The organism is Pseudomonas sp. JAI115 (genome assembly GCF_014200835.1).
Classification (GTDB): Bacteria; Pseudomonadota; Gammaproteobacteria; order Pseudomonadales; family Pseudomonadaceae; genus Aquipseudomonas; species Aquipseudomonas putida_A.
Map to the genome: position 1 here is coordinate 77,856 of NZ_JACHCY010000014.1, position 22,554 is coordinate 100,409.

General features: G+C 62.0%; 22 protein-coding genes. 12 read left to right on the plus strand and 10 right to left on the minus strand.

From position 1 onward, the window contains the following. Window positions 1–40 precede the first annotated feature (40 nt). On the minus strand, window positions 41–1,537 hold the full coding sequence (locus tag HDC30_RS23660) for a sensor domain-containing diguanylate cyclase (RefSeq protein WP_027613832.1): 1,497 nt from the start codon (window positions 1,535–1,537) through the stop codon (window positions 41–43). A gap of 438 nt (window positions 1,538–1,975) precedes the next feature. Between HDC30_RS23660 and HDC30_RS23665 the strand changes: the two genes are divergently transcribed. After that, window positions 1,976–2,671: an SDR family NAD(P)-dependent oxidoreductase gene (locus HDC30_RS23665; RefSeq protein ID WP_027613831.1), complete on the plus strand. Its 696-nt coding sequence runs from the start codon at window positions 1,976–1,978 to the stop codon at window positions 2,669–2,671. 90 nt (window positions 2,672–2,761) lie between these two features. Next, window positions 2,762–3,781, plus strand: coding sequence for an AraC family transcriptional regulator (locus HDC30_RS23670; protein ID WP_027613830.1), 1,020 nt, complete (start codon window positions 2,762–2,764; stop codon window positions 3,779–3,781). Between the two features lie 6 nt (window positions 3,782–3,787). Here the strand turns inward: HDC30_RS23670 and HDC30_RS23675 are convergent, their stop codons facing one another. After that, on the minus strand, window positions 3,788–4,201 hold the full coding sequence (locus HDC30_RS23675) for a cupin domain-containing protein (protein ID WP_183785294.1): 414 nt from the start codon (window positions 4,199–4,201) through the stop codon (window positions 3,788–3,790). A 301-nt stretch (window positions 4,202–4,502) separates the two neighbouring features. Here HDC30_RS23675 and HDC30_RS23680 point away from each other — a divergent pair, with 301 nt between their 5' ends. Beyond that, window positions 4,503–5,537 carry an alpha/beta fold hydrolase gene (locus HDC30_RS23680; protein ID WP_183785296.1) on the plus strand — a complete coding sequence of 345 codons (1,035 nt, stop codon included), beginning with the start codon at window positions 4,503–4,505 and terminating at the stop codon, window positions 5,535–5,537. A gap of 25 nt (window positions 5,538–5,562) precedes the next feature. Here HDC30_RS23680 and HDC30_RS23685 read toward each other — a convergent pair whose 3' ends face one another. From HDC30_RS23685 to HDC30_RS23705, 5 genes are read right to left on the minus strand one after another with little or no spacing between them, the layout of a single operon-like run. Continuing rightward, window positions 5,563–6,585 (minus strand): GlxA family transcriptional regulator, encoded by a 1,023-nt coding sequence (locus tag HDC30_RS23685; protein WP_183785298.1) that lies wholly within the window; start codon window positions 6,583–6,585, stop codon window positions 5,563–5,565. 50 nt (window positions 6,586–6,635) lie between these two features. Further along, window positions 6,636–7,754 carry an agmatine/peptidylarginine deiminase gene (locus tag HDC30_RS23690; protein ID WP_183785300.1) on the minus strand — a complete coding sequence of 373 codons (1,119 nt, stop codon included), beginning with the start codon at window positions 7,752–7,754 and terminating at the stop codon, window positions 6,636–6,638. A gap of 47 nt (window positions 7,755–7,801) precedes the next feature. Continuing rightward, window positions 7,802–8,905 (minus strand): extracellular solute-binding protein, encoded by a 1,104-nt coding sequence (locus HDC30_RS23695; RefSeq protein ID WP_183785302.1) that lies wholly within the window; start codon window positions 8,903–8,905, stop codon window positions 7,802–7,804. Between the two features lies 1 nt (window position 8,906). Further along, a complete protein-coding gene (aguB, locus tag HDC30_RS23700; protein ID WP_183785304.1) occupies window positions 8,907–9,815 on the minus strand; it encodes an N-carbamoylputrescine amidase in 909 nt (302 codons plus the stop codon). A 3-nt stretch (window positions 9,816–9,818) separates the two neighbouring features. Further along, complete coding sequence (locus tag HDC30_RS23705; protein ID WP_183785306.1) at window positions 9,819–10,871, minus strand: agmatine/peptidylarginine deiminase; 1,053 nt, start codon at window positions 10,869–10,871, stop codon at window positions 9,819–9,821. Window positions 10,872–11,006: 135 nt separating this feature from the next. Here HDC30_RS23705 and HDC30_RS23710 point away from each other — a divergent pair, with 135 nt between their 5' ends. Continuing rightward, window positions 11,007–11,894 (plus strand): LysR substrate-binding domain-containing protein, encoded by an 888-nt coding sequence (locus tag HDC30_RS23710; protein ID WP_183785308.1) that lies wholly within the window; start codon window positions 11,007–11,009, stop codon window positions 11,892–11,894. Here the strand turns inward: HDC30_RS23710 and HDC30_RS23715 are convergent. Together HDC30_RS23715 and HDC30_RS23720 are read right to left on the minus strand one after the other, a co-directional pair. Further along, on the minus strand, window positions 11,876–13,036 hold the full coding sequence (locus HDC30_RS23715; protein WP_096796861.1) for a radical SAM protein: 1,161 nt from the start codon (window positions 13,034–13,036) through the stop codon (window positions 11,876–11,878). The genes HDC30_RS23710 and HDC30_RS23715 overlap by 19 nt on opposite strands. A 74-nt stretch (window positions 13,037–13,110) precedes the next feature. Beyond that, entirely contained in the window at window positions 13,111–14,055 is a 945-nt protein-coding gene (locus HDC30_RS23720; RefSeq protein WP_183785310.1) for a LysR family transcriptional regulator, read from the minus strand. A 122-nt stretch (window positions 14,056–14,177) separates the two neighbouring features. On the opposite strand from HDC30_RS23720, the gene HDC30_RS23725 reads away from it, so the two are divergent. The 5 genes from HDC30_RS23725 (at window position 14,178) to phnE (ending at window position 17,976) form a co-directional block, all read left to right on the plus strand. Beyond that, window positions 14,178–14,576: a RidA family protein gene (locus tag HDC30_RS23725; protein WP_103367575.1), complete on the plus strand. Its 399-nt coding sequence runs from the start codon at window positions 14,178–14,180 to the stop codon at window positions 14,574–14,576. Window positions 14,577–14,733: 157 nt separating this feature from the next. After that, window positions 14,734–15,597 (plus strand): putative selenate ABC transporter substrate-binding protein, encoded by an 864-nt coding sequence (locus tag HDC30_RS23730; RefSeq protein WP_027613823.1) that lies wholly within the window; start codon window positions 14,734–14,736, stop codon window positions 15,595–15,597. Beyond that, window positions 15,594–16,391 (plus strand): phosphonate ABC transporter ATP-binding protein, encoded by a 798-nt coding sequence (locus HDC30_RS23735; RefSeq protein WP_183785312.1) that lies wholly within the window; start codon window positions 15,594–15,596, stop codon window positions 16,389–16,391. Before HDC30_RS23730 ends, HDC30_RS23735 begins: the two co-directional genes overlap by 4 nt. Further along, window positions 16,385–17,212: an ABC transporter permease gene (locus HDC30_RS23740; RefSeq protein WP_183785314.1), complete on the plus strand. Its 828-nt coding sequence runs from the start codon at window positions 16,385–16,387 to the stop codon at window positions 17,210–17,212. The genes HDC30_RS23735 and HDC30_RS23740 overlap by 7 nt, the downstream gene beginning before the upstream one ends. After that, the gene (gene phnE / locus HDC30_RS23745) at window positions 17,209–17,976 is read left to right on the plus strand and encodes a phosphonate ABC transporter, permease protein PhnE (RefSeq protein WP_183785316.1); all 768 of its coding nucleotides are present in this window, start codon (window positions 17,209–17,211) and stop codon (window positions 17,974–17,976) included. The genes HDC30_RS23740 and phnE overlap by 4 nt, the downstream gene beginning before the upstream one ends. Before the next feature lie 10 nt (window positions 17,977–17,986). On the opposite strand, the gene HDC30_RS23750 is transcribed toward phnE, so the two are convergent. Then, the gene (locus HDC30_RS23750) at window positions 17,987–18,760 is read right to left on the minus strand and encodes an AraC family transcriptional regulator (RefSeq protein WP_183785318.1); all 774 of its coding nucleotides are present in this window, start codon (window positions 18,758–18,760) and stop codon (window positions 17,987–17,989) included. Between the two features lie 200 nt (window positions 18,761–18,960). Here HDC30_RS23750 and HDC30_RS23755 point away from each other — a divergent pair, with 200 nt between their 5' ends. The 3 genes from HDC30_RS23755 to HDC30_RS23765 are packed head-to-tail and all read left to right on the plus strand — an operon-like array spanning window position 18,961 to window position 22,534. Further along, window positions 18,961–20,589 (plus strand): APC family permease, encoded by a 1,629-nt coding sequence (locus HDC30_RS23755; protein ID WP_115990001.1) that lies wholly within the window; start codon window positions 18,961–18,963, stop codon window positions 20,587–20,589. Window positions 20,590–20,610: 21 nt separating this feature from the next. Next, window positions 20,611–21,537 carry a 4-hydroxyproline epimerase gene (locus tag HDC30_RS23760; RefSeq protein ID WP_115990002.1) on the plus strand — a complete coding sequence of 309 codons (927 nt, stop codon included), beginning with the start codon at window positions 20,611–20,613 and terminating at the stop codon, window positions 21,535–21,537. A 49-nt stretch (window positions 21,538–21,586) separates the two neighbouring features. After that, window positions 21,587–22,534, plus strand: a complete 948-nt coding sequence (locus HDC30_RS23765; RefSeq protein WP_027613817.1) for a dihydrodipicolinate synthase family protein — start codon at window positions 21,587–21,589, stop codon at window positions 22,532–22,534. The last annotated feature ends 20 nt before the right edge of the window (window positions 22,535–22,554 follow it).

Genomic DNA, 22,554 nt, shown 5'->3' on the forward strand with positions numbered 1-22,554 from the left:
AGTCAGCCTGACGGCGATCTATCGGATTAAGGCCTACCGATCACTTCACAAACCGGTTACGCCCCAGCGTCTTGGCGTTATACAGCGCCTGATCGGCGACCTCGATCAACCCTTGCAAGGATTGCAGTTGCGCCCCGGAGGCCGTAGCGATGCCGATACTCACACTCAGCCGGCCGAATGGGCTGGACGGGTGTGCGATGTTCGCTTGCTCCAAGCGTTCGAGGATCAACTGCGCGACCACTGCAGCACCGTCACTGTCGGTGGCCGGCATGATCACGCTCAGCTCCTCGCCGCCGTAACGCGCCACCAGATCCGACGGGCGCCGCACACAACCTTCGAGGATTGTGCCGACCTTCTGCAGGCAGGCATCGCCGGCGACATGCCCGAACGAGTCGTTGAACAGCTTGAAGTAATCGATATCGATCATCAGCAACGCCAGCGTCGTGCCGTCACGTTGTGCGCGTCGGGCTTCCATGGCGAGGCTCTCATCGAAGCAGCGCCGGTTGGCCAGGCCGGTCAGGGCGTCCTTCATCGCCAGTAACTCAAGCTGACGATTGGAGGAAAGCAACTGCTGCTGCGTCCCGCGCAATTGATCTTCAGCCCTGGTACGCCTGCGAATATCGAGAATCAGAAACCAGCCGATGAGCCCAGTAAGCCCCAGCAACCCCGCGACCACCACTGCCGACAGCCAGGCCTCCATGCGCCACGCAGCAAGGGCTTCGCGCTTGCCGAGGGCGACAGTGGTGATCAGCGGCAGCCGGTCGCTCTTGCGGAAGGCATAGAGCCGCTCGACGCCATCGAGGCTGGAAGTAAATGACGCGGTGCCGACCGATCGATCGACCAGATACTTCTCATAGATCGGCGACTTGGAAAAGTTACGCCCCATGTCCTGCTCGCGGAACGGATAGCGCACCAGCAACGTACCGTCGGTATAGGACAAGCCGATAGCACCCTCCTGGCCCACATCGATCTTGCCGAACAGGCGCAGGAAGTTTTCGATTCCCAGGGTCACCGCCACCACACCGGCAAACTCGCCGTGCGCATCATTGAAACGGCGGCTGACGGTGATCACCCACTCCTGATTGGAGCGACTCTGGATCGGCGGACCGATAAAGGTCTCGCGGCTCGGGTCGTCACGATGATGGATGAAATAAACACGATCACTGCTGTTGGCCCCGGCCGGAATCGGTCGGTTGGAGGACATCAGCCAACGGCCCTGATTGTCGTAGATGGTGATGCCGCTGAGCTGCGGCATCAGCGGTTCCTGGCGATTGACCAGTGCGCTCAGACGCTGGATCTGCGCGGGGCCACTGCCTTCGGTTTCCAGACGTTCGACGATCCCGAGCAGCAGCAACGAACTCTGGCGAACGATCCCTTCGGAATAAGTCGCCAGCGCCTGGGTCAGGTTCAGGCCATGAACGTTTACCTCCTCCAGTGCGCGCTCTCGAGAGGCCAGCACTTTCCACACCGTCAGTGACCCGAGGGAACAACCGATCACCAACAACAAAAGCACAACCAGGCGGGTATCACGCTTCACATTACTACCTTTGGGAAAGTCCGGTTTCCGTTCCTGCGGCGGGTCGACCGACTCGATGACTGCAGCCGCGTGTCCTTGTCGCGCGCAAGGATACAAGCAGCACTGACTCGCTGCAGCAACAGATTATGTGACGCAAAAAACGTACTTCTGAATTGCACGGCGTCGTCCGGAAAAAAAGCGTGCTAAAGACTTCAGGAAGGACTTGCGCTTGGCGAAACAGCGACAAGAATGCCAGACCAAACCATCGCCAGGCTTTCAGAATCCGCTTGGCGCCCACCGTAAGAAGCCAACTTTCTGACGCCTGTTTCACGACCCTTTCGTGATGTGTTGCCAAGCATAAAATTTTGGCACTTTTGCACAACAAGTTGACATCCAAAAGCATGCCACGGGCCACCGATATCATTAGAGTATGCGCCCTTAAAAAGGAAAGGACTCTTGATGACTCAGTCACTCTCACGGCGCGTTGTGGCGATTACCGGCGCCTTGGGGAATCTCGGCGAGACCCTGGCGGACATGGCCGCAGCCCAGGGCGCGGATCTGGTGCTGATCGATCAGGCGACGATGGCGATGCCCAGTTCCCACAATCGACTGGTCCTGTCCGGCATCGATCTGACCTCCCTTGCCGATTGCCAGGCAGTCGCCCACCAGATCAACCGCTATTTCGGACGCCTCGACGCCCTGGTCAACGGCGCCGGCGGCTATGCGTGGGAGCCGTTGCTGGGCAGTGCGATAGAGGCCTGGGATCGGCTCTACTCGCTGAACCTTCGAACCGCATTGAACGCCAGCAAAGCCTTGCTGCCATTGCTGCTGCAATCCTCGGCGGGACGCATCGTCAATATCGGATCGAGCATGGCGGCGAAGGCCGGGCTGGGCATGGGCGCTTACGCTGCGTCGAAGTCCAGCGTACTGCGCCTGACCGAGAGCCTCGCCGAAGAACTCAAGGACATGAGCATCACGGTCAATGCCGTGCTACCGAGCGTGCTCGACACCCCGCAAAACCGTGAAGCCATGCCCGACGCCGAGCATCAGCGCTGGGTGACGCCCGCACAACTGGCGGCGGTCATTCTGTTTCTGATCTCGGAACAAGCGTCGGCCGTCACTGGCACCGGTATTCCGGTGATCGGGCGCATGTAGGGTCTATTGACGCCGCGCGCCTTGGCGACGTCGCTTTCTTCACCTTTCGGAAAAGCAAGATCACCGGATTACCGGACTTCCCCTCCCCCCATGCGACCCGCCACTTCCAGCGCTGCCTTCGTTAACCACGTCCTTGATGTCGCCGAACAATACGGCTGCGATGGCGACTGGCTGTTGCAGCAGACCGGACTCTCACGCGAGCAGTTGTCTGACTCGATCGTGCGCATTCCCATGCGCCAACTGCGTGCCTTGCTGGAACTGGCGGCGCTCAGCAGCAACCTGCCGCATTTCGGCCTGCTGGTCGGCGCCGCCGTACGCCCGGGCACCTACGGCGTACTGGGTTATGTGCTGATGACCAGCGCGACACTGGGCGAATCGCTGAATATGATTCTGCGTTTCGGCAAGATCGTTTACGACAGTCCGTCCAGCCAGACCCGAATCGTCATCGGCGACGGCCGCGTGACCCTCGAAGATCAACGCATCAGTGAACTGGAGCCCTATTGCGCCCTGCATCAGGAAGCGCTGATGGTCGGCTGGGCAGCGTTCGGCCGCTGGTTGATCGCCAGTAATCAGCCGATGCTGGAAGTCCGGATGATGCATTCGGCGGTGGGCGAACCGGCGCTGTATGAACACTTCTTTGGTTGTCCGGTGCAGTTCGAGGCCGGTTGCAATGCGCTGGTGTTTGCCGAGTCGACACTCTCTACACGAATCCAGGGCGCCGACCCGCGCATGCATCGCAGCATGCTGCTGGAGGCCGACTGGCAGTTGTGCCTGTCGTATCCGGCGTTTTCGGTGACGGATCGATTGCGCGCGCTGCTCACCGAGCAATTGCCAACCGGTGATTTCAGCCTGAAAAGCCTGGCCCGGCAGCTGGCGATTTCGCCGCGCACCTTGCAGCGCAAACTGGCGGCCGAAGGGGAAAACTTCAATCAGGTGCTGGAAACCATGCGCATGGAACTGGCCGACCATTACCTGCGCCGCACCGAGACCAGCATCATGAACATCGCCCTGATGCTGGGTTACTCGCAGGCCAGTTCTTTCAGCCATTCCTTCCGTCAGGCCCGCGGGATTTCGCCGGTGGATTACCGCAAGTTGCTGCGCGCCAGATAAGCCCGATCACGGTTTCAGCTGCAGCAGCGGCTGGCCCTTTTTCACCACATAGGTCGCCAGTTCCACGCCTTGGTCCTGGCCGACGTTCTTCGCCACATGGGCCACGCCTGCCGGGATGAACAGCGAGTCACCGGCCTTTAGCGTGACCGCCGGCCGCCCCTCCAGTTGATACTCCAGCGTGCCGCTGACCACGTGCGCCACTTCGACACCCGGATGCGCATGCCGCGGCGCGGTGACACCCGGTTCGAAATCGATACGTGCCTGTATCACCTCGCGATCCGCGTCGCCCAGGTCCTGACGAATCAGGTCGGTACGGCTCAAGCCCTGCTGCCAGCTCATGGCCTGAGCGTCTGCCGCCTGCGCCAGGCCGGTGAATGAAACCAGTGCGGCCACAGTGGCCAGAATCAGTGTGCGTTGCATGCAATTGCCCTCTCGACAGTCATGGTGTGAAGGCCTGCACTGTGACTGCCGGGTGTAGCGGCCATGTGTCGAAAAACCCGCGTTTGGTCTCGCCGTGTATCACGTGCAGAGCTGGATACACGGCCATACAAAGCACACCGGCTGTGTATCACAGTGTGTACAGACACCCCGGCGATACATGAACTTGAATCACCGCGCTTTTTCGACATAGGCCAGATACGTGCCGGCGTTCAAATGCCTGCAAGGTTTGCCGGGCTCAGCCCGCACCTGCCCCCGACAGGATTGCCAAGGAGACTTCAGCATGAAAAACGCAGCATTCAACCGTATGAACATCCTCGCCGTGGCGCTGTTCGGCGCGCTGGCGGCGACGCAAATGCCAACGGCCGCCGCCGCGCAGCCGGCAACCGGCGACCACAACGTCAGGTATTCCGCGCCCTCGCCGTTCGGTCCGCTCAAGCATGTGAAGGCCGGGCTGCTGGATGTGGCCTACGCCGAAACCGGCCCGGCGCAGGGGCCGGTGGTGATTCTGCTGCACGGCTGGCCGTACGACATTCACAGCTATGACGAGGTCGCGCCGTTGCTCGCCGCCAAGGGGTATCGGGTGCTGATGCCGTATGCGCGGGGTTATGGCGACACGCATTTCCTCTCCGATCAGACGCCACGCAACGGGCAGCCTGCGGCGCTGGCCAGCGACGTGATCGACTTCATGGATGCCCTGAACATCAAGCAAGCGGTGCTCGGTGGTTACGACTGGGGCGCACGTTCGGCGGACATCGTCTCGGCGCTGTGGCCGGAGCGAGTCAAGGCATTGGTATCAGTCAGCGGCTACCTGATCGGCAATCAGGCTGCCGGGCAAAATCCGTTGCCGCCCAAGGCCGAATTGCAGTGGTGGTATCAGTTCTACTTCGCCACCGACCGTGGCCGGGACGGTTACCGTAAAAACACCCACGACTTCGCCAAGCTGATCTGGCAGCTCGCCTCACCGAAATGGGCCTTCGATGACGCCACGTTCGACCGCAGCGCCAAAGCGCTGGAAAACCCCGATCACGTCGAGATCACCGTGTTCAACTACCGCTGGCGTCTGGGCCTGGTGCAGGGCGAACCGCAATACGCGGCGCTGGAGCAGAAACTCGCCAGCGCCCCATCCATCAGCGTGCCGACCATCACCCTCGAGGGCGATGCCAACGGCGCGCCGCACCCGGCGCCTGAGGATTACGCCAAGCGTTTCACCGGCAAGTACCAGTTCCGCCTGATCAACGGCGGCATCGGCCACAACCTGCCGCAGGAAGATCCGCAGGCGTTTGCTCAGGCAGTGATCGACGCCGATCACCTCTGAGGTCGAAGGCAGAAAACGCCTCGGTCTATTTGACCAGGCGTTTTTCCCTGGACGGTCGATAACCGAAAAACGCGCTGTAGCACTTGCTGAAATGGCTCGGCGAAACGAAACCGCAGGCCACCAGCACTTCCATCTGCGACAGCTCGGTGTGCTGCAACAGGCGCCGGGCTTCGGTGATGCGCAATTCCAGGTAATAGCGCTGCGGCGTGGTACCGAGTTGCTCCTTGAACAAGCGCTCCAGTTGTCGCCGCGAGCGACCGGCGTACACCGCCAGTTGCTCCAGCTCCAGCGGCTCTTCGAGGTTGGCATCCATCAGTTTGACCACCTCGCGCAACGGTGCGCTGACGCAGAGGTTTTCATCCGGTTTGATCCGCCGATACCGCGACTCCTCGAACGCCAGAATGTCCTCGATGCCTTCGACCAGCGCCTTGCCGTGCAGGCTCTTGATCCAGTCCAGCGCCATATGGAAAGCCCCGGACGGGCTCGACGCGGTGAGCCGGTCGCGATCGATCACATAAGGTTCGCTGCTGACCTGGGTGGCTTTGGCAATTTCGGTCAGCGCGGGGCGATGCTCCGGGTGGATCGCGCAACGATAGCCATCGAGCAGTCCGGCGCGGCCGAGAAACCACGCACCGTTCCACAAACCGGCCAGACTGACCCCGCGCTCCGCCGCCGAGCGCAGCAGGCTGTTCAACTCCTCGCTGGCCTTCAGCTCAGTGCGGTAGCCGCCGCACACCACCAGCAAGTCCAGATCCGCAAGGCTGGCGGCGTCAATCCGCGCATCCGGGCGAATCACCAGCCCCAGATCGCTGATCACCTCACCCTCGCTCAGCCCGAACGTGCGCGAGCTGAACAGTCCGGCGCGCAACAGGTTGGCGGTGATGATGGTGTCCAGCGCCTGGGTGAAGGCCGGCAGCGAAAAGTGTTCCAGCAGCAGAAAACCGGTGCGGGTGATGCGGGTCTCGGCGGATTGCTCATTCAGATAGCGGAGGTTTTTACCCTTCATGCCTCCGCTGAATTGACGTCGTTCGATCAAGGTCTGGCCCATCGGTCATGTTGTTATGCGCCGATAGTTGGCTTGATGGGCCAAAGAGTCAATCACGCTTGCGGCTGATGACTGGTCACGCAGTGAATCCCGCCGCCGCCGGCAGCAATCGCATCGATGTTCAGCAGCTCGACTTTACGCTCCGGGTACAGCTTCGACAGCAGGTCATAAGCCTTTTTATCCGCCTCCTTGTCGCCGAACTCCGGGGCAATGATCGCGCCGTTGATCACGAAATAGTTGATGTAACCCGCAGCGAAATCAGGATTGTTCTGGTTGAACTTGCTCTTGCGCGGCTTGAGCGGCGGCGAAATCGTGTGGATCTGCAGCGGGCGACCGTCCGCGTCAGTGGCTTTCCTGAGGATTTCCAGGTGCGCCAGCGTGACCTGGTGATCGTAGGACTGCGGGTCGGTATCGAGGTTGACGATCACCACGCCGGGCCTGACGAACCGCGCATAGAAATCGACGTGGGCGTCGGTGATGTCCTTGCCCTTGATCCCCGGCAGCCAGATGATTTTGCGCAGGCCCAGACGTTCCTTCAATTCAGCCTCGACATCGGCCCTGCTCCAGCCGGGATTGCGGTTGCTGTTGATCCAGCTGCTCTCGGTCATGATCCCGGTGCCGTGGCCGTCGACTTCAATGCCGCCGCCCTCGCCCACCAGTTCACTGCGCAGGTAGGTCGCCTGTGCATCGGCGGCCACCCGTGCGGCGATTTTCGCATCCTTGCTGTGCCGCTGTTTGTCGCCCCACCCGTTGAAATTGAAGTCCACCGCGCCGAGGCCCCCCTTGTCGTCGATGACAAAATTGGCGCTGATGTCACGCATCCAGATGTCGTCGAGCGCGGCGGTTACGTAGGTGACGTTGCGGGTGCCGCAATATTCTTCGGCGAGGCTGCGTTCGCCACTGCGACACAACACCGTGACTGGCTCATAGCGGGCGATGGTGCGGGCGATGCGACCCAGTGCTGCCTGCACATCGGCGGTGAAATCTTCCCAGATCGCATCCTGTGCGCCGAAAGCAATGAAGGCGCGTTCGTGCCTGTCACCCTCGTCGGGCATGAACCAATCCCCCGCACTGGCCGCCAGCAGTCTGCCCGGCGCCAGGCCAAGGCCCATGGCCGCGCTGACACCTGCCACGACCGATACCTGTTTGATGAATTCACGACGCGTCGACATATCTGGTTTTCCTGAAAAGGGCCGGCGACCGGGCGCCGGCCGTTGAATCATGGGTGGGTGGCGGTTTTGAATTTGGTCCAGGTGCGCATCCGTGCACGCATGTCGGCCTGGGGGATGTCCTTGCCCGGGATCAATCGAGCATAGGTTGCCTCGTCGAGGTAGATGTCCGGGTTATTGCGCATCGCGGCGTCGACGCTGTCCCGTGCCTTGGCGTTGGAAGTCGGGTAACCGGTGAAGTTACTGATCGCGGCCATGTTCTGCGGGCGCATCACGAAATTGATGAACGCGTAGGCGTACTCCGGGTGTTTCGCATCGACCGGAATCGCCATGGTGTCCATCCACACCGTGGTGCCTTCGCGGGGGATGCGGTATTCGAATCGGGTGGTCTTGCCAGCGCTGTCCGAGGTGCGCTGGGCCTGGGTCATGTCACCGCTGTAACCCAGCGACAGGCACAGGTTGCCGTTGACCAGATCGGTCACCGGTTGCGACTGAAACTTGCGCACGTACGGCCGCAGCTTCATCAGCACCTCACTGGCCGCCGCCAGATCCGCCGGTTTCGCGCTGCGCGGATCGCGGCCCAGATAATTGAGCACCACCGCCAGCACTTCATCCGGCGAGTCGATCAGCGAAATGCCGCAGTCGGCAAACTTCGCCGCCAGCTCCGGTTTGAACAGCATGTCCAGGCTGTTGACCGGCGCGTCGTCCATGCGTTGCTTGATCTGCGCCGCGTTGTAGGTCAGACCGATGGTGCCCCAGGTGTAGGGCACGGTGGCTTTGCTGGAGTGCTCGTAGTGGCTGCGCAATTTCTGCAAGCCGGGCTCGATGTCGGCCAGCGCCGTCAGCTTCGATGGGTCCAGCGGCATCAGGCTGCCGGCGCGCATCAGGCGCTCGGCGACGGTGTCACCGGGGAAAATCAGGTCATAGCCGCTGCCACCTGAAAGCATCTTCGCCTCGAGGGTTTCGCTGCCGTCCATGACGTCGTAAATCACCTTGATCCCGGTTTCCGCGGTAAAGCGGCTCAGGGTGTCTTCGGCAAAGTAATCGGCCCAGTTGTACAGGCGCAGGGTTTTGTCCTCGGCATGCAGCGCCGGGATCACGCAAGTCAGGGCCAGGCCCAGAACGCCGAGCAGTCGTTTGTGATGCGTAGTCATATCAAACCCCTTGAGCGTTCCAGCGTGCATGAAGATTGCGACCATCCTGACTGAGCAGCGCGCCGTACATATCCGGCCGGCGGTCGCGGTAAATGCCCCAGCACAGGCGCTCTTCGCGCATCGCATCGAGATCGAGGCTGTGTACCAGCACGCCAGTGCTGTCGCGGTCGGCTTCGGCCAGCAACTTGCCTTTGTGATCGCTGATGAACGACGAACCGTAGAAGTTCATCTGCAGCGACTGATCGGTGCTCGCCACTTCGCGCCCGACCCGGTTGGCCGCCACCACCGGCAGCAGATTGGCGGCGGCATGGCCGCGCATGGTCATCTGCCAGTGGTCGCGAGAATCCAGCACCGCGCAGCCCGGCTCGGAGCCAATGGCCGTAGGGAACAGCAACACTTCAGCGCCCATCAACGCCAGACAACGCGCGGTCTCGGGAAACCACTGATCCCAGCAGATACCCGCACCGAGGCGGCCGAACGCGGTGTCCCAGACTTTGAAGCCGCTATCGCCGGGGCTGAAATATTCCTTCTCCTGATAGCCGATGGCGTTGGGGATGTGGGTTTTGCGGTACACCCCCGACAGGCGCCCGTCGGCATCGGCCACGCTCAACGAATTGAAGAAGGCGTTGCCGGCCCTCTCGAACCAGCTCAGCGGCAGCACCACGCCCAGCTCTTTGGCCAGCGCGGCGAAACGCTGCAGCACACGGCTGTCGCGATACTCCTCGGCCAGCGCCAGATGTTTGTGGCTCTGTTCGATGCAGAAATATGGCGTGGCGAACAGCTCCTGCAACTGGATCACCTGCGCGCCCTTCGCGGCCGCGTCGCGGACCAGTTGCTCGGCCTGATCGAGGTTGCGCGGCAGATCCCAGGTGCACGACATCTGGGTGGTGGCGATGGTCAGATGGCTCATCGCTCAACCCTCCACTGGCCAGGCGGGTTGCTGCTGGGTGATGCAATGCACCCCTCCGCCGCCATGGGCCAGATGATTGATGCGCACCGGCACCACTTCGCGTCCGGGGAACGCCTGCGCCAGCACTTTGGCCGCCACCTCGTCGGCCTCGATGCCGTAGGCCGGCATGATGATCGCGCCGTTGGCGATGTAGAAATTGGTGTACGAGGCGCAGAACACTTCGGCGTCGCTGTCCACCGCTTCGCTGGCTTCAAACAGTTCAATCAGCTCGAACTTGCGCCCTTGGGCGTCGGTCGCCAACTCCAGCGCACGACGGTTTTCGCGGACCACTTCGGCGTACACCGAGCTTTGGTCGTGGGTCGCATCCACCAGCAACACGCCGGGACGGGCGAAGGCGCAGACGCCATCAACGTGACCGTCAGTCATGTCGCCGGTGACGTAATCCGGATCGCCCGGCAGCCAGATGGTTTTCTTCACGCCGAGCAAGCGGCTGAAGATGTCTTCCATCTCGGCCTTGCCAATGCCCGGGTTGCGATTGGGGTTGAGCAGCACCGACTCGGTGGTGATCAGCGTGCCCTCGCCGGCGACATGAATCGCCCCGCCCTCGTTGCCCAGCGGCGTGCCGAAGCATTCCAGCCCCAGATGATTGAGTACGCGCCGCGCCAGGCTTTCGTCCAGGTCGTGCGCCGACTTGCCGCCCCAGGCGTTGAAGCGCCAACTGACACCGGCCAGCCCTTGTTGCGGGTGGCAGACAAAGCTCGGGCCGGAGTCGCGGCACCAGCTGTCGTTAACCGCCAGCGGAATCAGCTCGATGTTCGGCCCGCACAGGGCTTTGGCGCTCGCTACCGCCGAGGGATCAACGACCATTTTCACCGGCTCGAATCGCGCGATGGCGTTGGCGACCCGGGCGAAATCCTCCTGCACCAGCGGCAGAGTCACGCGCCAGCCCGACTCCCACAGCGCCTGGTTATGCGGCCAGACCATCCACGTCGCGGCATGCGTCACCCATTCGGCAGGCATCATCCAAGCGTTGTTGTTATTCTCGTTGCGCGGCATGACAAGCACCTCTCGATTAAGCCATTGTGTTCAATGGAAATTGCCGGGATTTGGCGTGAGGTGAATGCTACGGCGCTGAAATCGCACCAACAAACGATGGATTTAGCGCACAACTGATTAGAGGAACTTATCGATATGCTCAAGCACTGGCCGCCGCTCAGCTCCCTGCGCGGCTTCGAAGCGGCTGCGCGCCTCGGCAGTTTTCACAAGGCGGCCGATGAGTTGAGCCTCACTCAGTCGGCGATCAGCCAGCAAATTCGCAGCCTCGAAGCGTACCTCGAACAGCCGCTGTTCTTTCGCAACGGTCGCAGTGTCGCGCTGACCGATGCCGGCCACGATCTGCTCAGCACCACCCAGGCGATGCTGCAGCAACTGGCGGTCGGCATCCGGCGTCTGGGGCAATATCAGAAGCCCAATCAACTGGTGCTCAACACCACGCCGGCGTTTGCCCGGCACTGGTTGCTGCCGCGTCTGGCGGATTTTCGGCGCCAGCATCCGCAAGTCGATTTGTGGATTTTCAGCACCGATGAAGTACCGGACATGGCCACGCAAACCATCGATCTGGCGGTGCGCGACGACATCAGCTCCCAGGCTGAATGCAGCTTCAAGGTGCTGCATGCCGACCGCCTGTTTCCGGCGTGTCATCCCAGCGTTTTGGCGCAGCCCGCCGCGCAACGCACGACCCTGCACGGTGAGCGGGAAATGGACTGGAGCCACTGGGCGGTGGAGGCCGGCGTCGATGTCGGGCAACAGGATCAGGGGCTGAATTTTTCCGATCCGGGCTTGTTGCTCGATGCCGCTGCGGCAGGGCTGGGGATTGCGCTGGTCAGTCAGTTGCTCAGCCATCAGGCGCAGGAAAACGGGCTGTTGCAGCCCTTGGTGGAGCAAACCATTCGTGGCCCGAACTGGGCGCTGCTGACGCATCGCGACAGCGAGAATGACCCGATGGCGCGATGCTTCAGTGAATGGCTTTCAAGCCAACTGGCGGGACCTGATCCGCACGGTCAGACGACCGTGAGATAACCCGCACCGAGCCGGCCTTCCAGACGACCGAACAGCACGTAATGCTGATAACCGCTGGTGAACGCGCCCGTGGAAATCGCGTTTTTGACGTCCTGGTTCATATGCAGGTATTGCGCTTCGTCGAAGTTCTCCGCACTGACTTCGCCGGTTCGCCCAAGCTTTTCGCTTTCGACCGGCAGCCCCATGATCGTGCGCCGCTGGAAGTCGATAATGCGGTTGACGGCGTGACTTTCCAGCGGCCCCCGATTGGATTGGGTCGAGTAGATGTGCAAGCCGTTTTTTGCGCAACGATTGCACATGTCGGCGCAATTTTTCTGGGTGGACTTCAGGCCGGTCAATTGCGCCAGAGGCATGTCCAGATACTTGCCGACCTGGTATTCGGTCTGATTGAAAACGGAACAGCACAAAACGGTATTGCCGTTGCAGTCGAGCACCAGCCAGTCATCCTTGAGCGAGCACGCTTGCTTGGGATATTGACGGACCAGATTGACCAGATCGTCGAAGGGCGGCAGCGCCAGCCTTTTCAGGGTTTCATGATCGGTATCCGTCACCGAAGGGTCGCGCTCGATCAGCGCCAGCGTTTTCTCCAGCGGCATCATCACTGAATACCCGGTGGAGAACTCGAAACCCAGACTCTGGCTGAATTCGCGCATCAGCCCTTCTTCTTCCATGTTGTCCAGATAACGGTGGTAGTAAACCTCGATGCGCGTACTCAAGCCATGTTGCTGCTTGAGTTCATGCAGTTTGATCATGTTGGCCTTGACCACTTCAATGTCGCCGCCCACGTGCCCCTGCTGGTAAGTCTCCTGGTAAAACCCGGACAACGAAATACGGAAGAACCACGGGTTGGCCAGCATGGCGGTTTCCATGTTCTTGGCCAGGTTCAAGTTGGAACTGATACCGCTCTGCAAACCGGCGGCATTGATGATCTCGACAAACTCACCGATTCGCGGGTGGATCAACGGCTCGGTCCAGTTGTACAGAAAGATCGTCTCGACCCCTTCGTTGCGGGCCTTCTCGACGATCTTGCGGAACATGTCGACTTGCATTGCTTTCTTGAAGTTGACGTTTTCCGAGTTGCCCATCGGGCAGGAGGGGCAGCTTAAATTGCACGCGCCGACAATATCGATGTACATGTTCATGACGGGTGACGCTCCTTGAGTGAATAGCGGTGCATCCAGAGCAAGCGACTGTCATGGTTGGCGTTATTCGTTAGTTATTTGACAGTCCCGGAGCGCGGCTCAGCAAGTTCCGGGCCATTGCCATGGTGCGCCATCAATTCCACGATCCAATTGATAAATACCCTTAGCTTTTGGCTGATATGCCGGTTCGGCGGGTACGCCACGTAGAGCGGCATCGGCTCGAGTTGCCAGTCCTCGAACAGCGGCACCAACCCGCCCCGAGCCTGATGCGCGTGCGACATGTACCTGGGCAACCACAGCACACCCATGCCGGCCAGACCTGCCGCAAGGTAAGCGTTGCCGTCATCGACGGCGAGCACGTGGCGGCCCTTGATCTGCAGGTGTTCGCTGCCATTGTGCAAGGCGTAAGGCACGGGTTTGCCGGTGCGCGCCCAGAGAAAACCGACCACCCGATGATGCGAGTCCTCCAGCTCGCGTGGATGCTGCGGCGTGCCGGCACGGGCCAGATAATCCGGCGCGGCGAAAACCCCGAGCTGAAGATCGGCGACCCGCCGCGCCATCAGTGACTGATCAAGCAATTCGCCGCCGCGCACCACGCAATCGACGTTCTCATCGATGATGTCGACGATGCGGTCGCTGACACCCATATCGATCTGAATGTCCGGATAACGCGCATGAAACTCAGGCAATGCCGGCACCAGAATCAGCCTCGCCAGCGGGCTCGGCACATCTACGCGCAAGCGTCCTCTGGGCAATGCCGACGCGCCGGACAGACTGGTTTCGGCGTCGTCCATATCGGCCAACAATCTGATGACCCGCTCGTAATAGAGTGCGCCATCGGCAGTGACGTTGACCTTGCGCGTGGTGCGATTGAGCAACCTGACCCGCAGCCGTGCCTCCAGTTGCTGCACGAGTTGGGTCACGGTGGTCTTGCTCATGTGCAAGGTCTCGGCGGCCTTGGTAAAACTGCCCGCCTCGACCACCCGGGCGAACGCCTGCATTGCATCGAAACGGTCCACTTTGCACCCTCGGATTGTTTGGAATCTGCAAACAGTGAACGCCAAGCTTGCGCGTTTATCGCCACTGCGCAAGCCCCTACAGTCACTCCATCAACAACCACCAAACAATGATGGAGACACCCATGACCCAGCGCGACGTCGTTTTCCCGCCAGCCCGCCATGCGCTTTACGAGCGCCATCGTTATTCGCCAGCGATTCGTTCCAACGGTTTTCTGTTCGTCTCGGGGCAAGTCGGCAGCCGTGAAGATGGTTCGCCCGAGCCGGATCTGCAGAACCAGGTGCGCCTGGCGTTCAATAACCTCAATGCGATCCTCGATGCCGCCGGTTGCAGCTTCGCCGACGCGGTGGACGTCACGGTGTTCATGATCGATCCACAATCGACCTTCGAAACCATCTGGGAAGTGGTACCGGAGTTCTGGGGCAGCGCACCGTATCCGACGATCACTGCGGTGGGCGTGACCTGGCTGGCCGGGTTTCAGTTCGAGATCAAGGTGATCGCCAGACTCCCGGAAACCCCATGATCGTAATCCGGGGTAAAACATCGTCGGACACCGCTGCTGGCCTTTGACAGCGCGGCTGCGTATAACCTCGCCGTTTCGTCTAACCTGATTGAGCGCCCGCGCGCGACACCGCGCCCGGCGGCGCTTAGAATGCGACGCTCATGAAACGGAGATTTCCATGCTCAAACGAACCCTGGCACTGACTGCTGGTCTGGCCCTGTCTTTTTCTGCTCTGGTGGCGCATGCCGCCGATGTGTTGCGGGTCAGCGCGATTCCCGATGAAGCCCCGACCGAATTGCTGCGCAAGTTCGAGCCGCTCGGTGCGTACCTGGAGCAGCAGTTGGGCATGAAAGTGCAGTTCGTTCCCGTGGCCGACTATCCGGCCGTGGTCGAAGCGCTGGCGACCGACCGCCTCGACATGGCCTGGCTGGGCGGTTTCACTTTTGTTCAGGCACGCCTGAAGACCGACGCCACCACCCCGGTGGTCCCGCTGGTGCAGCGCGAGCAGGATGCGCAGTTCACCAGCAAATTCATTACCGCCGACCCGAACGTCAAGAGCCTGGCCGACCTCAAGGGCAAGACCTTTGCTTTCGGCTCGGTGTCGTCGACGTCCGGCAGCCTGATGCCGCGTTACTTCATGCTGAAGAACGACAACATCAAGCCGGAAGCCTATTTCAGCCGCGTCGCCTACTCAGGTGCCCACGACGCCACCGTCGCCTGGGTCCAGGCCGGCAAGGTCGATGCCGGAGTGCTGAACGCCAGCGTCTGGCAGAAACTGGTGGACGCAGGCAAGGTCGACACCAGCAAGGTCCACGTGTTCGCCACCACTCCGGCCTACTTCGATTACAACTGGACCGTGCGCGGCACCCTCGACCCGGCGCTGGCGGCGAAGATCAAGAAAGCCTTCCTCGACCTCGACCCGGCCAATCCTGAGCAGAAGAAGATTCTTGATCTGCAGGCGGCCAGCCGCTTCATCGACACCAAGCCTGAAAACTACAAGGGCATCGAGGAAGCTGCTCGCGCCGCCGATCTGTTGAAATGACCCTGAGCCTCAAACAAGGCACTCTGCACCACGCCAACGGGGTCGATGCGCTGCGTGGCATCGACCTGCAGATTGGCGCCGGTGAGCAGGTTGCGATCATCGGTCCTTCCGGGGCCGGCAAGTCGAGTCTGTTGAACCTGCTGGCCACCGCGTTGCGCCCCAGCAGCGGTGAAATCGAGGTGCTGGGCGAACGTCCCTGGCACCTCTCCACTCGTCAACGGCAACGCCTGCGTGCGCGCATCGGCCTGGTGCATCAAGCCCCACCTCTGCCGCCGCGCCAGCGCGTGGTAACGGCGGTGCTGGCCGGTAAACTCGGCCAATGGAGTCTGGGCAAGAGCCTGCTCAATCTGCTGCATCCCACGGACATCCCCGGCGCCCGTGCGGCCCTCGGCCGCCTGGATCTGGGTGACAAACTCTTCGCTTACTGCCAGCAATTGTCCGGCGGCCAATTGCAGCGCGTGGGCATTGCCCGGGTGCTGTATCAGGCGCCGGAGGTTCTGCTGGCGGACGAACCGGTGTCGGCGATGGACCCGGTACTCGCCGGGCACACCCTGTCGATCCTCTCGCAGCATGCCCGGGCACATAACGTCACGCTGGTAGCGAGCCTGCACGCGGTGGAACTGGCGCTGGCGCACTTTCCGCGCATCATCGGTTTGCGCGACGGCCAGATCCTGTTTGACAGCCCGGCCGAACAGGTCAGCCGCGAGATGCTCGACACGCTGTACGCCAACGAGCAATTGCAAAGCCCGACGACGCCCAGTGCGCCGCTGATTGTGCAGATCCCGAGATGCTGAGGGCCGATTCACGCGACCCTGCTGCCGCGCCGCGATTACTGCTGACCCTGCTGGCGATTGCCCTGCTGTGGCCGGGCATCCAGCTCAGCGAACTGGACCTTGGCGTGCTGCTGCACAGCGACAGCCAGACCGAAATGGGCCGTTTCATCTCCGGGTTCTGGCCACCGGCGCATGACCACGACTTTCTCCAGTTGCTGCTCAAGGCGACCCTGCAAACCCTGGCCATCGCCACCGCCGGTATGGCTCTGGCGCTGCTGCTGGCGGTACCGGCGAGCCTGATTGCCAGCCGCGCGCTGTCGTTGTCGGCGGCGTCCCGGAGCGGCATTCCCAGTCGGCTCGGGCGCTTGTTGCGCTGGCCAGTACGCGGCCTGCTGATCTTCTTGCGCAGCGTGCCCGAGATTGTCTGGGCGCTGCTGTTTGTGCGTGCCGTTGGCCTCGGCCCGGCGGCCGGTGTGCTGGCGATCGCGATCACCTACAGCGGCATGCTCGGCAAGGTCTACGCGGAGATTTTCGAGTCCACCGACCAGCGTCCGGCACATGCCTTGATGCAGGCCGGCAGCGGACGGCTCGCGGGTTTTGCCTATGGGATTCTGCCGAATGTCGCGGCGGAGCTGCTGTCGTACACGGTGTATCGCTGGGAGTGCGCGATTCGTGCGTCAGTGGTGATGGGGTTTGTCGGCGCCGGTGGCCTCGGCCAACAGATCGACCTTTCATTGCGCATGTTCGCCAGCGGTGAAGTGGCGAGCATGTTGCTGACCTTCCTGATTCTGGTGCTCGGTGCCGACCAACTCAGCCGCCTGCTGCGCTGGAGGCTGACATGAATCGCCTGATCAATCTGTTGCTGATCGTCGGCATTGGCGTCGCGGTTATCGCCTCGTTCGGTTACCTCGAACTCGATCTCGGTGAACTCGGCAGCGCCACCAGCCTCAAGCAGATGGGCGCGTATGCGCAACGCTTTCTCAGCCCGGACCTGAGCGCCACGCACTTGCGGGCGATCCTCAAGGGTTCGCTGGAAACCCTCTCCATGTCGGCCCTCGGCACCCTGCTCGCGGCGGTGTTCGGCATCCTCCTCGCGCTGCCCGCCGCCGGACGCTTCGGCTGGCCGCTGCAAAGCGCTTCGCGCCTGCTGCTCAACGGCCTGCGAGCGATTCCGGAACTGGTGTGGGCGGCACTGATGGTGCTCGCCGCCGGCCTCGGCCCGAACGCCGGCACCCTGGCGCTGGCCCTGCACACCACCGGCGTGCTCGGCCGGTTGTTCGCCGAAGCGCTGGAAAACACCCCGCCGGAACCAGCCGAAGCGATCCGCTTGCAGGGCGGCAACCCGGTGCTCGCGTTCTGCTACGGCACCCTGCCCAACCTCGCTCCGCAATTGCTCGCGTATTGCCTGTATCGCTGGGAAAACAACATTCGCATGGCCAGCGTGCTGGGCTTTGTCGGTGCCGGGGGTTTGGGGCAGATGCTGTATGTCAGCCTCAGCCTGTTTCAGGAAGCGCAGGCGAGCACGGTGATTCTGGCGATGCTGATTCTGGTGCTGGGCGTGGATTCGCTGAGTGCGTGGAGCCGGCAGCGCTGGGTCAAGGCCTGACGGGCAAGCCTCACTGCGCCGTCGCCAACCGGTACTGGCGCGGGGTGAATCCGGTGGAAGCCTTGAACTGCCGGGTGAACGCGCTGTGGTCGGTATAACCGCACTGCAGCGCCACTTCGGTGATCGGCAGGTCGCCGTGCAACAGCCGATGCGCGTGCTCAAGACGCACCTTCTGGATCATCTGCCGCGGCGTCAGGTGGAACACTCGCTTGCAGTAACGCTCCAGTTGCGCCACGGAAATCCCGGCGATGCGCGTCAGTTCGCTCAGGCTGACGCGCTGATTGAAGTTCGCCCGGATGTATTCATCCACCGCCGCCAGTCGCTGATACGCCGGATGGGTTTCGCTGGCGGTCTGCAAGTCGACGGAAATTCCCGCCAGGCCAATGATCCGATTGTTGCGGTCGTACAACGGACGCTTGTGGGTCAGGCACCAGCCCGGTTCGCGGCTGCCGTACAGATGCAGCTCCAGCTGATCCTCCAGCACAAATCCCTCTTCCAGTACGCGCCGATCCTGCTCGGTGTAGCCCGGGCCCAATTGCGCCGGAAACACTTCGGCGCTGGTCTTGCCCAGTAACGGTCGCAGGTCTTTCAAACCGCAGCGCTGCACCAGCGTCTGGTTGGCCATTACGTAGCGCGCCTGCAGATCCTTGATGAAGATCGCCGCGTTGGGAATCACGTCGAGCATCGGCAACAGCAGCGCCATGCTGGCGAGCAGATCGTCGAGGCATTGCGGTCGGCTCGCTTCGTTGTGCTGGCTCAGGATCGCAAACGCGTTCTGCGGCATGCCTCTCACTCCCCACTCGGTTTTATCACTTGCACGCAGATTGCCCCATGGCCGACAGCCTGTCGAGCCGGGCCTTTGCCGTTGGCCATTGTGCTGATTTCGTCATCGTCACCGGCAAAAAACATCAATCGCCCATCGCCCGATGAGTTCACTGTAGCGCCACTGCACGCCCCTCCAACAACCAACAAGAAGGCGACGCTATGACAGGCCAAGGCAAGTTCAAGAAACAACTTTCATTGATAGACCTCACGTTCATCGGGCTGGGGGCGATCTTCGGTTCGGGGTGGTTGTTCGCCGCCAGTCACGTGTCGGCCATCGCCGGCCCGGCGGGGATCTTTTCCTGGCTGCTCGGTGGTTTCGCCGTGTTGCTGCTGGGCATCGTCTACTGCGAACTGGGCGCCGCACTGCCCCGTGCCGGCGGTGTGGTGCGCTACCCGGTTTACTCCCACGGCCCGCTGCTTGGCTACCTGATGGGCTTCATCACGCTGATCGCGTTTTCCAGTCTGGTGGCGATCGAAGTGGTTGCCTCGCGGCAATATGCGGCGGCGTGGTTTCCCGAATTGACCAAGGCCGGTTCCAGCGACCCGACCGTGCTCGGGTGGTTCGTGCAGTTCGGGCTGTTGTGCCTGTTTTTCCTGCTCAATTACCGCAGCGTGAAGACCTTCGCCATGGCCAACAATCTGGTCAGCGTGTTCAAGTTCATCGTGCCGCTGCTGGTGATCGGCGTGCTGTTCACCTTCTTCAAACCGGCCAATTTCGAAGTGCATGGCTTTGCGCCGTTCGGTCTGTCCGGCATTGAGATGGCGGTCTCGGCGGGTGGGGTGATCTTTGCTTATCTGGGCCTGACGCCGATCATTTCCGTGGCCAGTGAAGTGAAGAACCCGCAACGCACAATCCCGATCGCGCTGATCCTGTCGGTGCTGCTGTCCACCGCGATTTACGTGTTGCTGCAAACCGCTTTCCTCGGCGGCATCCCGACCGAAATGCTCGCCAATGGCTGGGCCGGCGTCGCCAAGGAACTGGCCCTGCCGTATCGCGACATCGCCCTGGCACTGGGCGTCGGCTGGCTGGCGTATCTGGTGGTGGCCGATGCGGTGATCTCGCCCAGCGGCTGCGGCAACATCTACATGAACGCCACGCCACGGGTGATCTACGGCTGGGCGCAGACCGGGACGTTCTTCAAGATTTTCACCCGCATCGACGAAAAATCCGGCATCCCGCGCCCGGCGCTGTGGCTGACCTTTGGCCTGTCGGTGTTCTGGACCCTGCCGTTCCCGTCGTGGGAAGCTCTGATCAACGTGGTCTCCGCCGCGCTGGTATTGAGCTATGCGGTGGCGCCGGTGACGGTGGCCGCACTGCGCCGTAACGCGCCGGACATGCCGCGTCCGTTCCGGGTCAAGGGCATGAGCGTGCTTGGGCCGCTGTCGTTCATCATCGCCGCGCTGATTGTCTACTGGTCGGGCTGGGGCACCGTGTCGTGGTTGCTCGGCCTGCAAATCCTGATGTTTGTCATCTACCTGCTGTGCGGGCGCATGGTGCCGACCGCGCACCTGAATCTGGGCCAGCAAGTGCGCTCGTCGGCGTGGCTGATCGGCTTCTACGCCGTGACCATCGTCCTCTCCAAGCTCGGCAGTTTCGGCGGCATCGGCGTGCTCAGTCATCCGTTCGACACGGTGATCGTCGCGGTCTGCGCGCTGGGCATCTACTACTGGGGCGCCGCCACCGGCGTACCGGCACGCCTGATTCGTCTGGAAACCGAGGACGACGAAAGCGAAGCCGCTGAATCCTCCACCCATTCGGCAACGGGCCAGCGCCCTGCTCACGCCTGACCTTCACTCAAGGGACGAACCATGAAACGACTGCACATCATCGATTCCCATACCGGCGGCGAACCCACGCGCCTGGTGATGAAGGGCTTCCCCGAGCTGCCCGGCAACAGCATGGCCGAGAAGCGCGATGCCTTGCGCGAAGGCCACGATCAATGGCGCCGCGCCTGCCTGCTCGAACCACGTGGCAACGACGTGCTGGTCGGTGCGCTGTACTGCGCGCCGGTCTCGCCGGATGCCACCTGCGGGGTGATTTTCTTCAACAACGCCGGTTACCTCGGCATGTGCGGCCACGGCACCATCGGCCTGGTCAACTCGCTGCATTACCTGGGGCAGATCGAACCGGGCGTGCACCAGATCGACACCCCGGTCGGCCCGGTCAGCGCCACCCTGCACGAGGACGGCGCGGTAACTCTGGGCAACGTCCCGGCCTGGCGCTACCGCAAACAGGTGCCGGTCGATGTGCCCGGCTACGGTCGCGTGTTCGGCGACATTGCCTGGGGCGGCAACTGGTTTTTCCTGGTTTCCGAACACGGCCAGGACCTGCAGATGAGCAACGTCGAAGGCCTCACCGATTACACCTGGGCGATGCTCAAGGCCCTTGAGGCCCAAGGCGTTCACGGCGAGGACGGCGCACTGATCGATCACGTCGAACTGTTTGCCGACGACGCCCACGCCGACAGCCGCAACTTCGTCATGTGCCCGGGCAAGGCCTACGACCGCTCGCCCTGCGGCACCGGCACCAGCGCCAAACTCGCCTGCCTGGCCGCTGACGGCAAACTCGCCGAAGGCCAGGTCTGGACGCAAGCGAGCATCACCGGCAGCCAGTTCGAAGGCCGCTTCGAATGGCATGGCGAACGCGTGCGCCCTTTCATTACCGGCCGCGCCTACATGACCGCCGACGCCACCCTGCTGATCGACGAGCAGGACCCTTTCGCCTGGGGCATCTGACCCGCCCCGTTTTTTTCGACCTGAATGAATGTCCCGAGGAGCTACAACAATGAGCGATAACATCTTCACTGGCTGCATTCCCGCGCTGATGACTCCGTGCACCGCCGCGCGTAAACCCGACTTCGACGCCCTGGTGGCCAAGGGTCGCGAGCTGATCGATATCGGCATGAGCGCGGTGGTTTACTGCGGTTCGATGGGCGACTGGCCGCTGCTGACCGAGGCCGAGCGTCAGGAAGGCGTAGCGCGTCTGGTGGCCGCCGGGGTTCCGACCATCGTCGGCACTGGCGCGGTCAACAGCCGTGAAGCGGTGTCCCACGCTGCACATGCGGCGAAAGTTGGCGCCCATGGCCTGATGGTGATTCCACGTGTCTTGTCCCGTGGTGCCTCAGCCACCGCACAAAAAGCTCACTTCGCCGCGATCCTCAACGCTGCGCCGAACCTGCCGGCGGTGATCTACAACAGCCCCTACTACGGCTTCGCCACCCGCGCCGACCTGTTCTTCGAACTGCGCCGTGAACACCCGAACCTGATCGGCTTCAAGGAATTCGGTGGTGGCGCCGACTTGCGCTACGCCGCCGAAAACATCACCTCGCAGGACGATGCCGTGACCCTGATGGTCGGTGTCGATACCCAAGTGGTGCACGGTTTCGTCAACTGCAACGCCACCGGCGCGATCACCGGTATCGGCAACGCCCTGCCCCGCGAAGTGCTGCAACTGGTGGCGCTGAGCAAGCAAGCGGCCAAGGGCGATGCCAAGGCCCGACGTCTGGCGCGCGAACTGGAAGCGGCGCTGGCAGTGCTGTCGTCGTTCGACGAAGGCTGCGATCTGGTGCTGTATTACAAGCACCTGATGGTGCTCAACGGCGACCGCGAATACGCCCTGCACTTCAACGAAACCGACGCCTTGAGCGATGCCCAGCGGCGTTACGCCGAGACCCAGTACGCGCTGTTCCGCCAGTGGTACAAAAACTGGTCTGCCGAACAGAACCTCGCCTGATCGCAGCCCCTGCCCCAGCG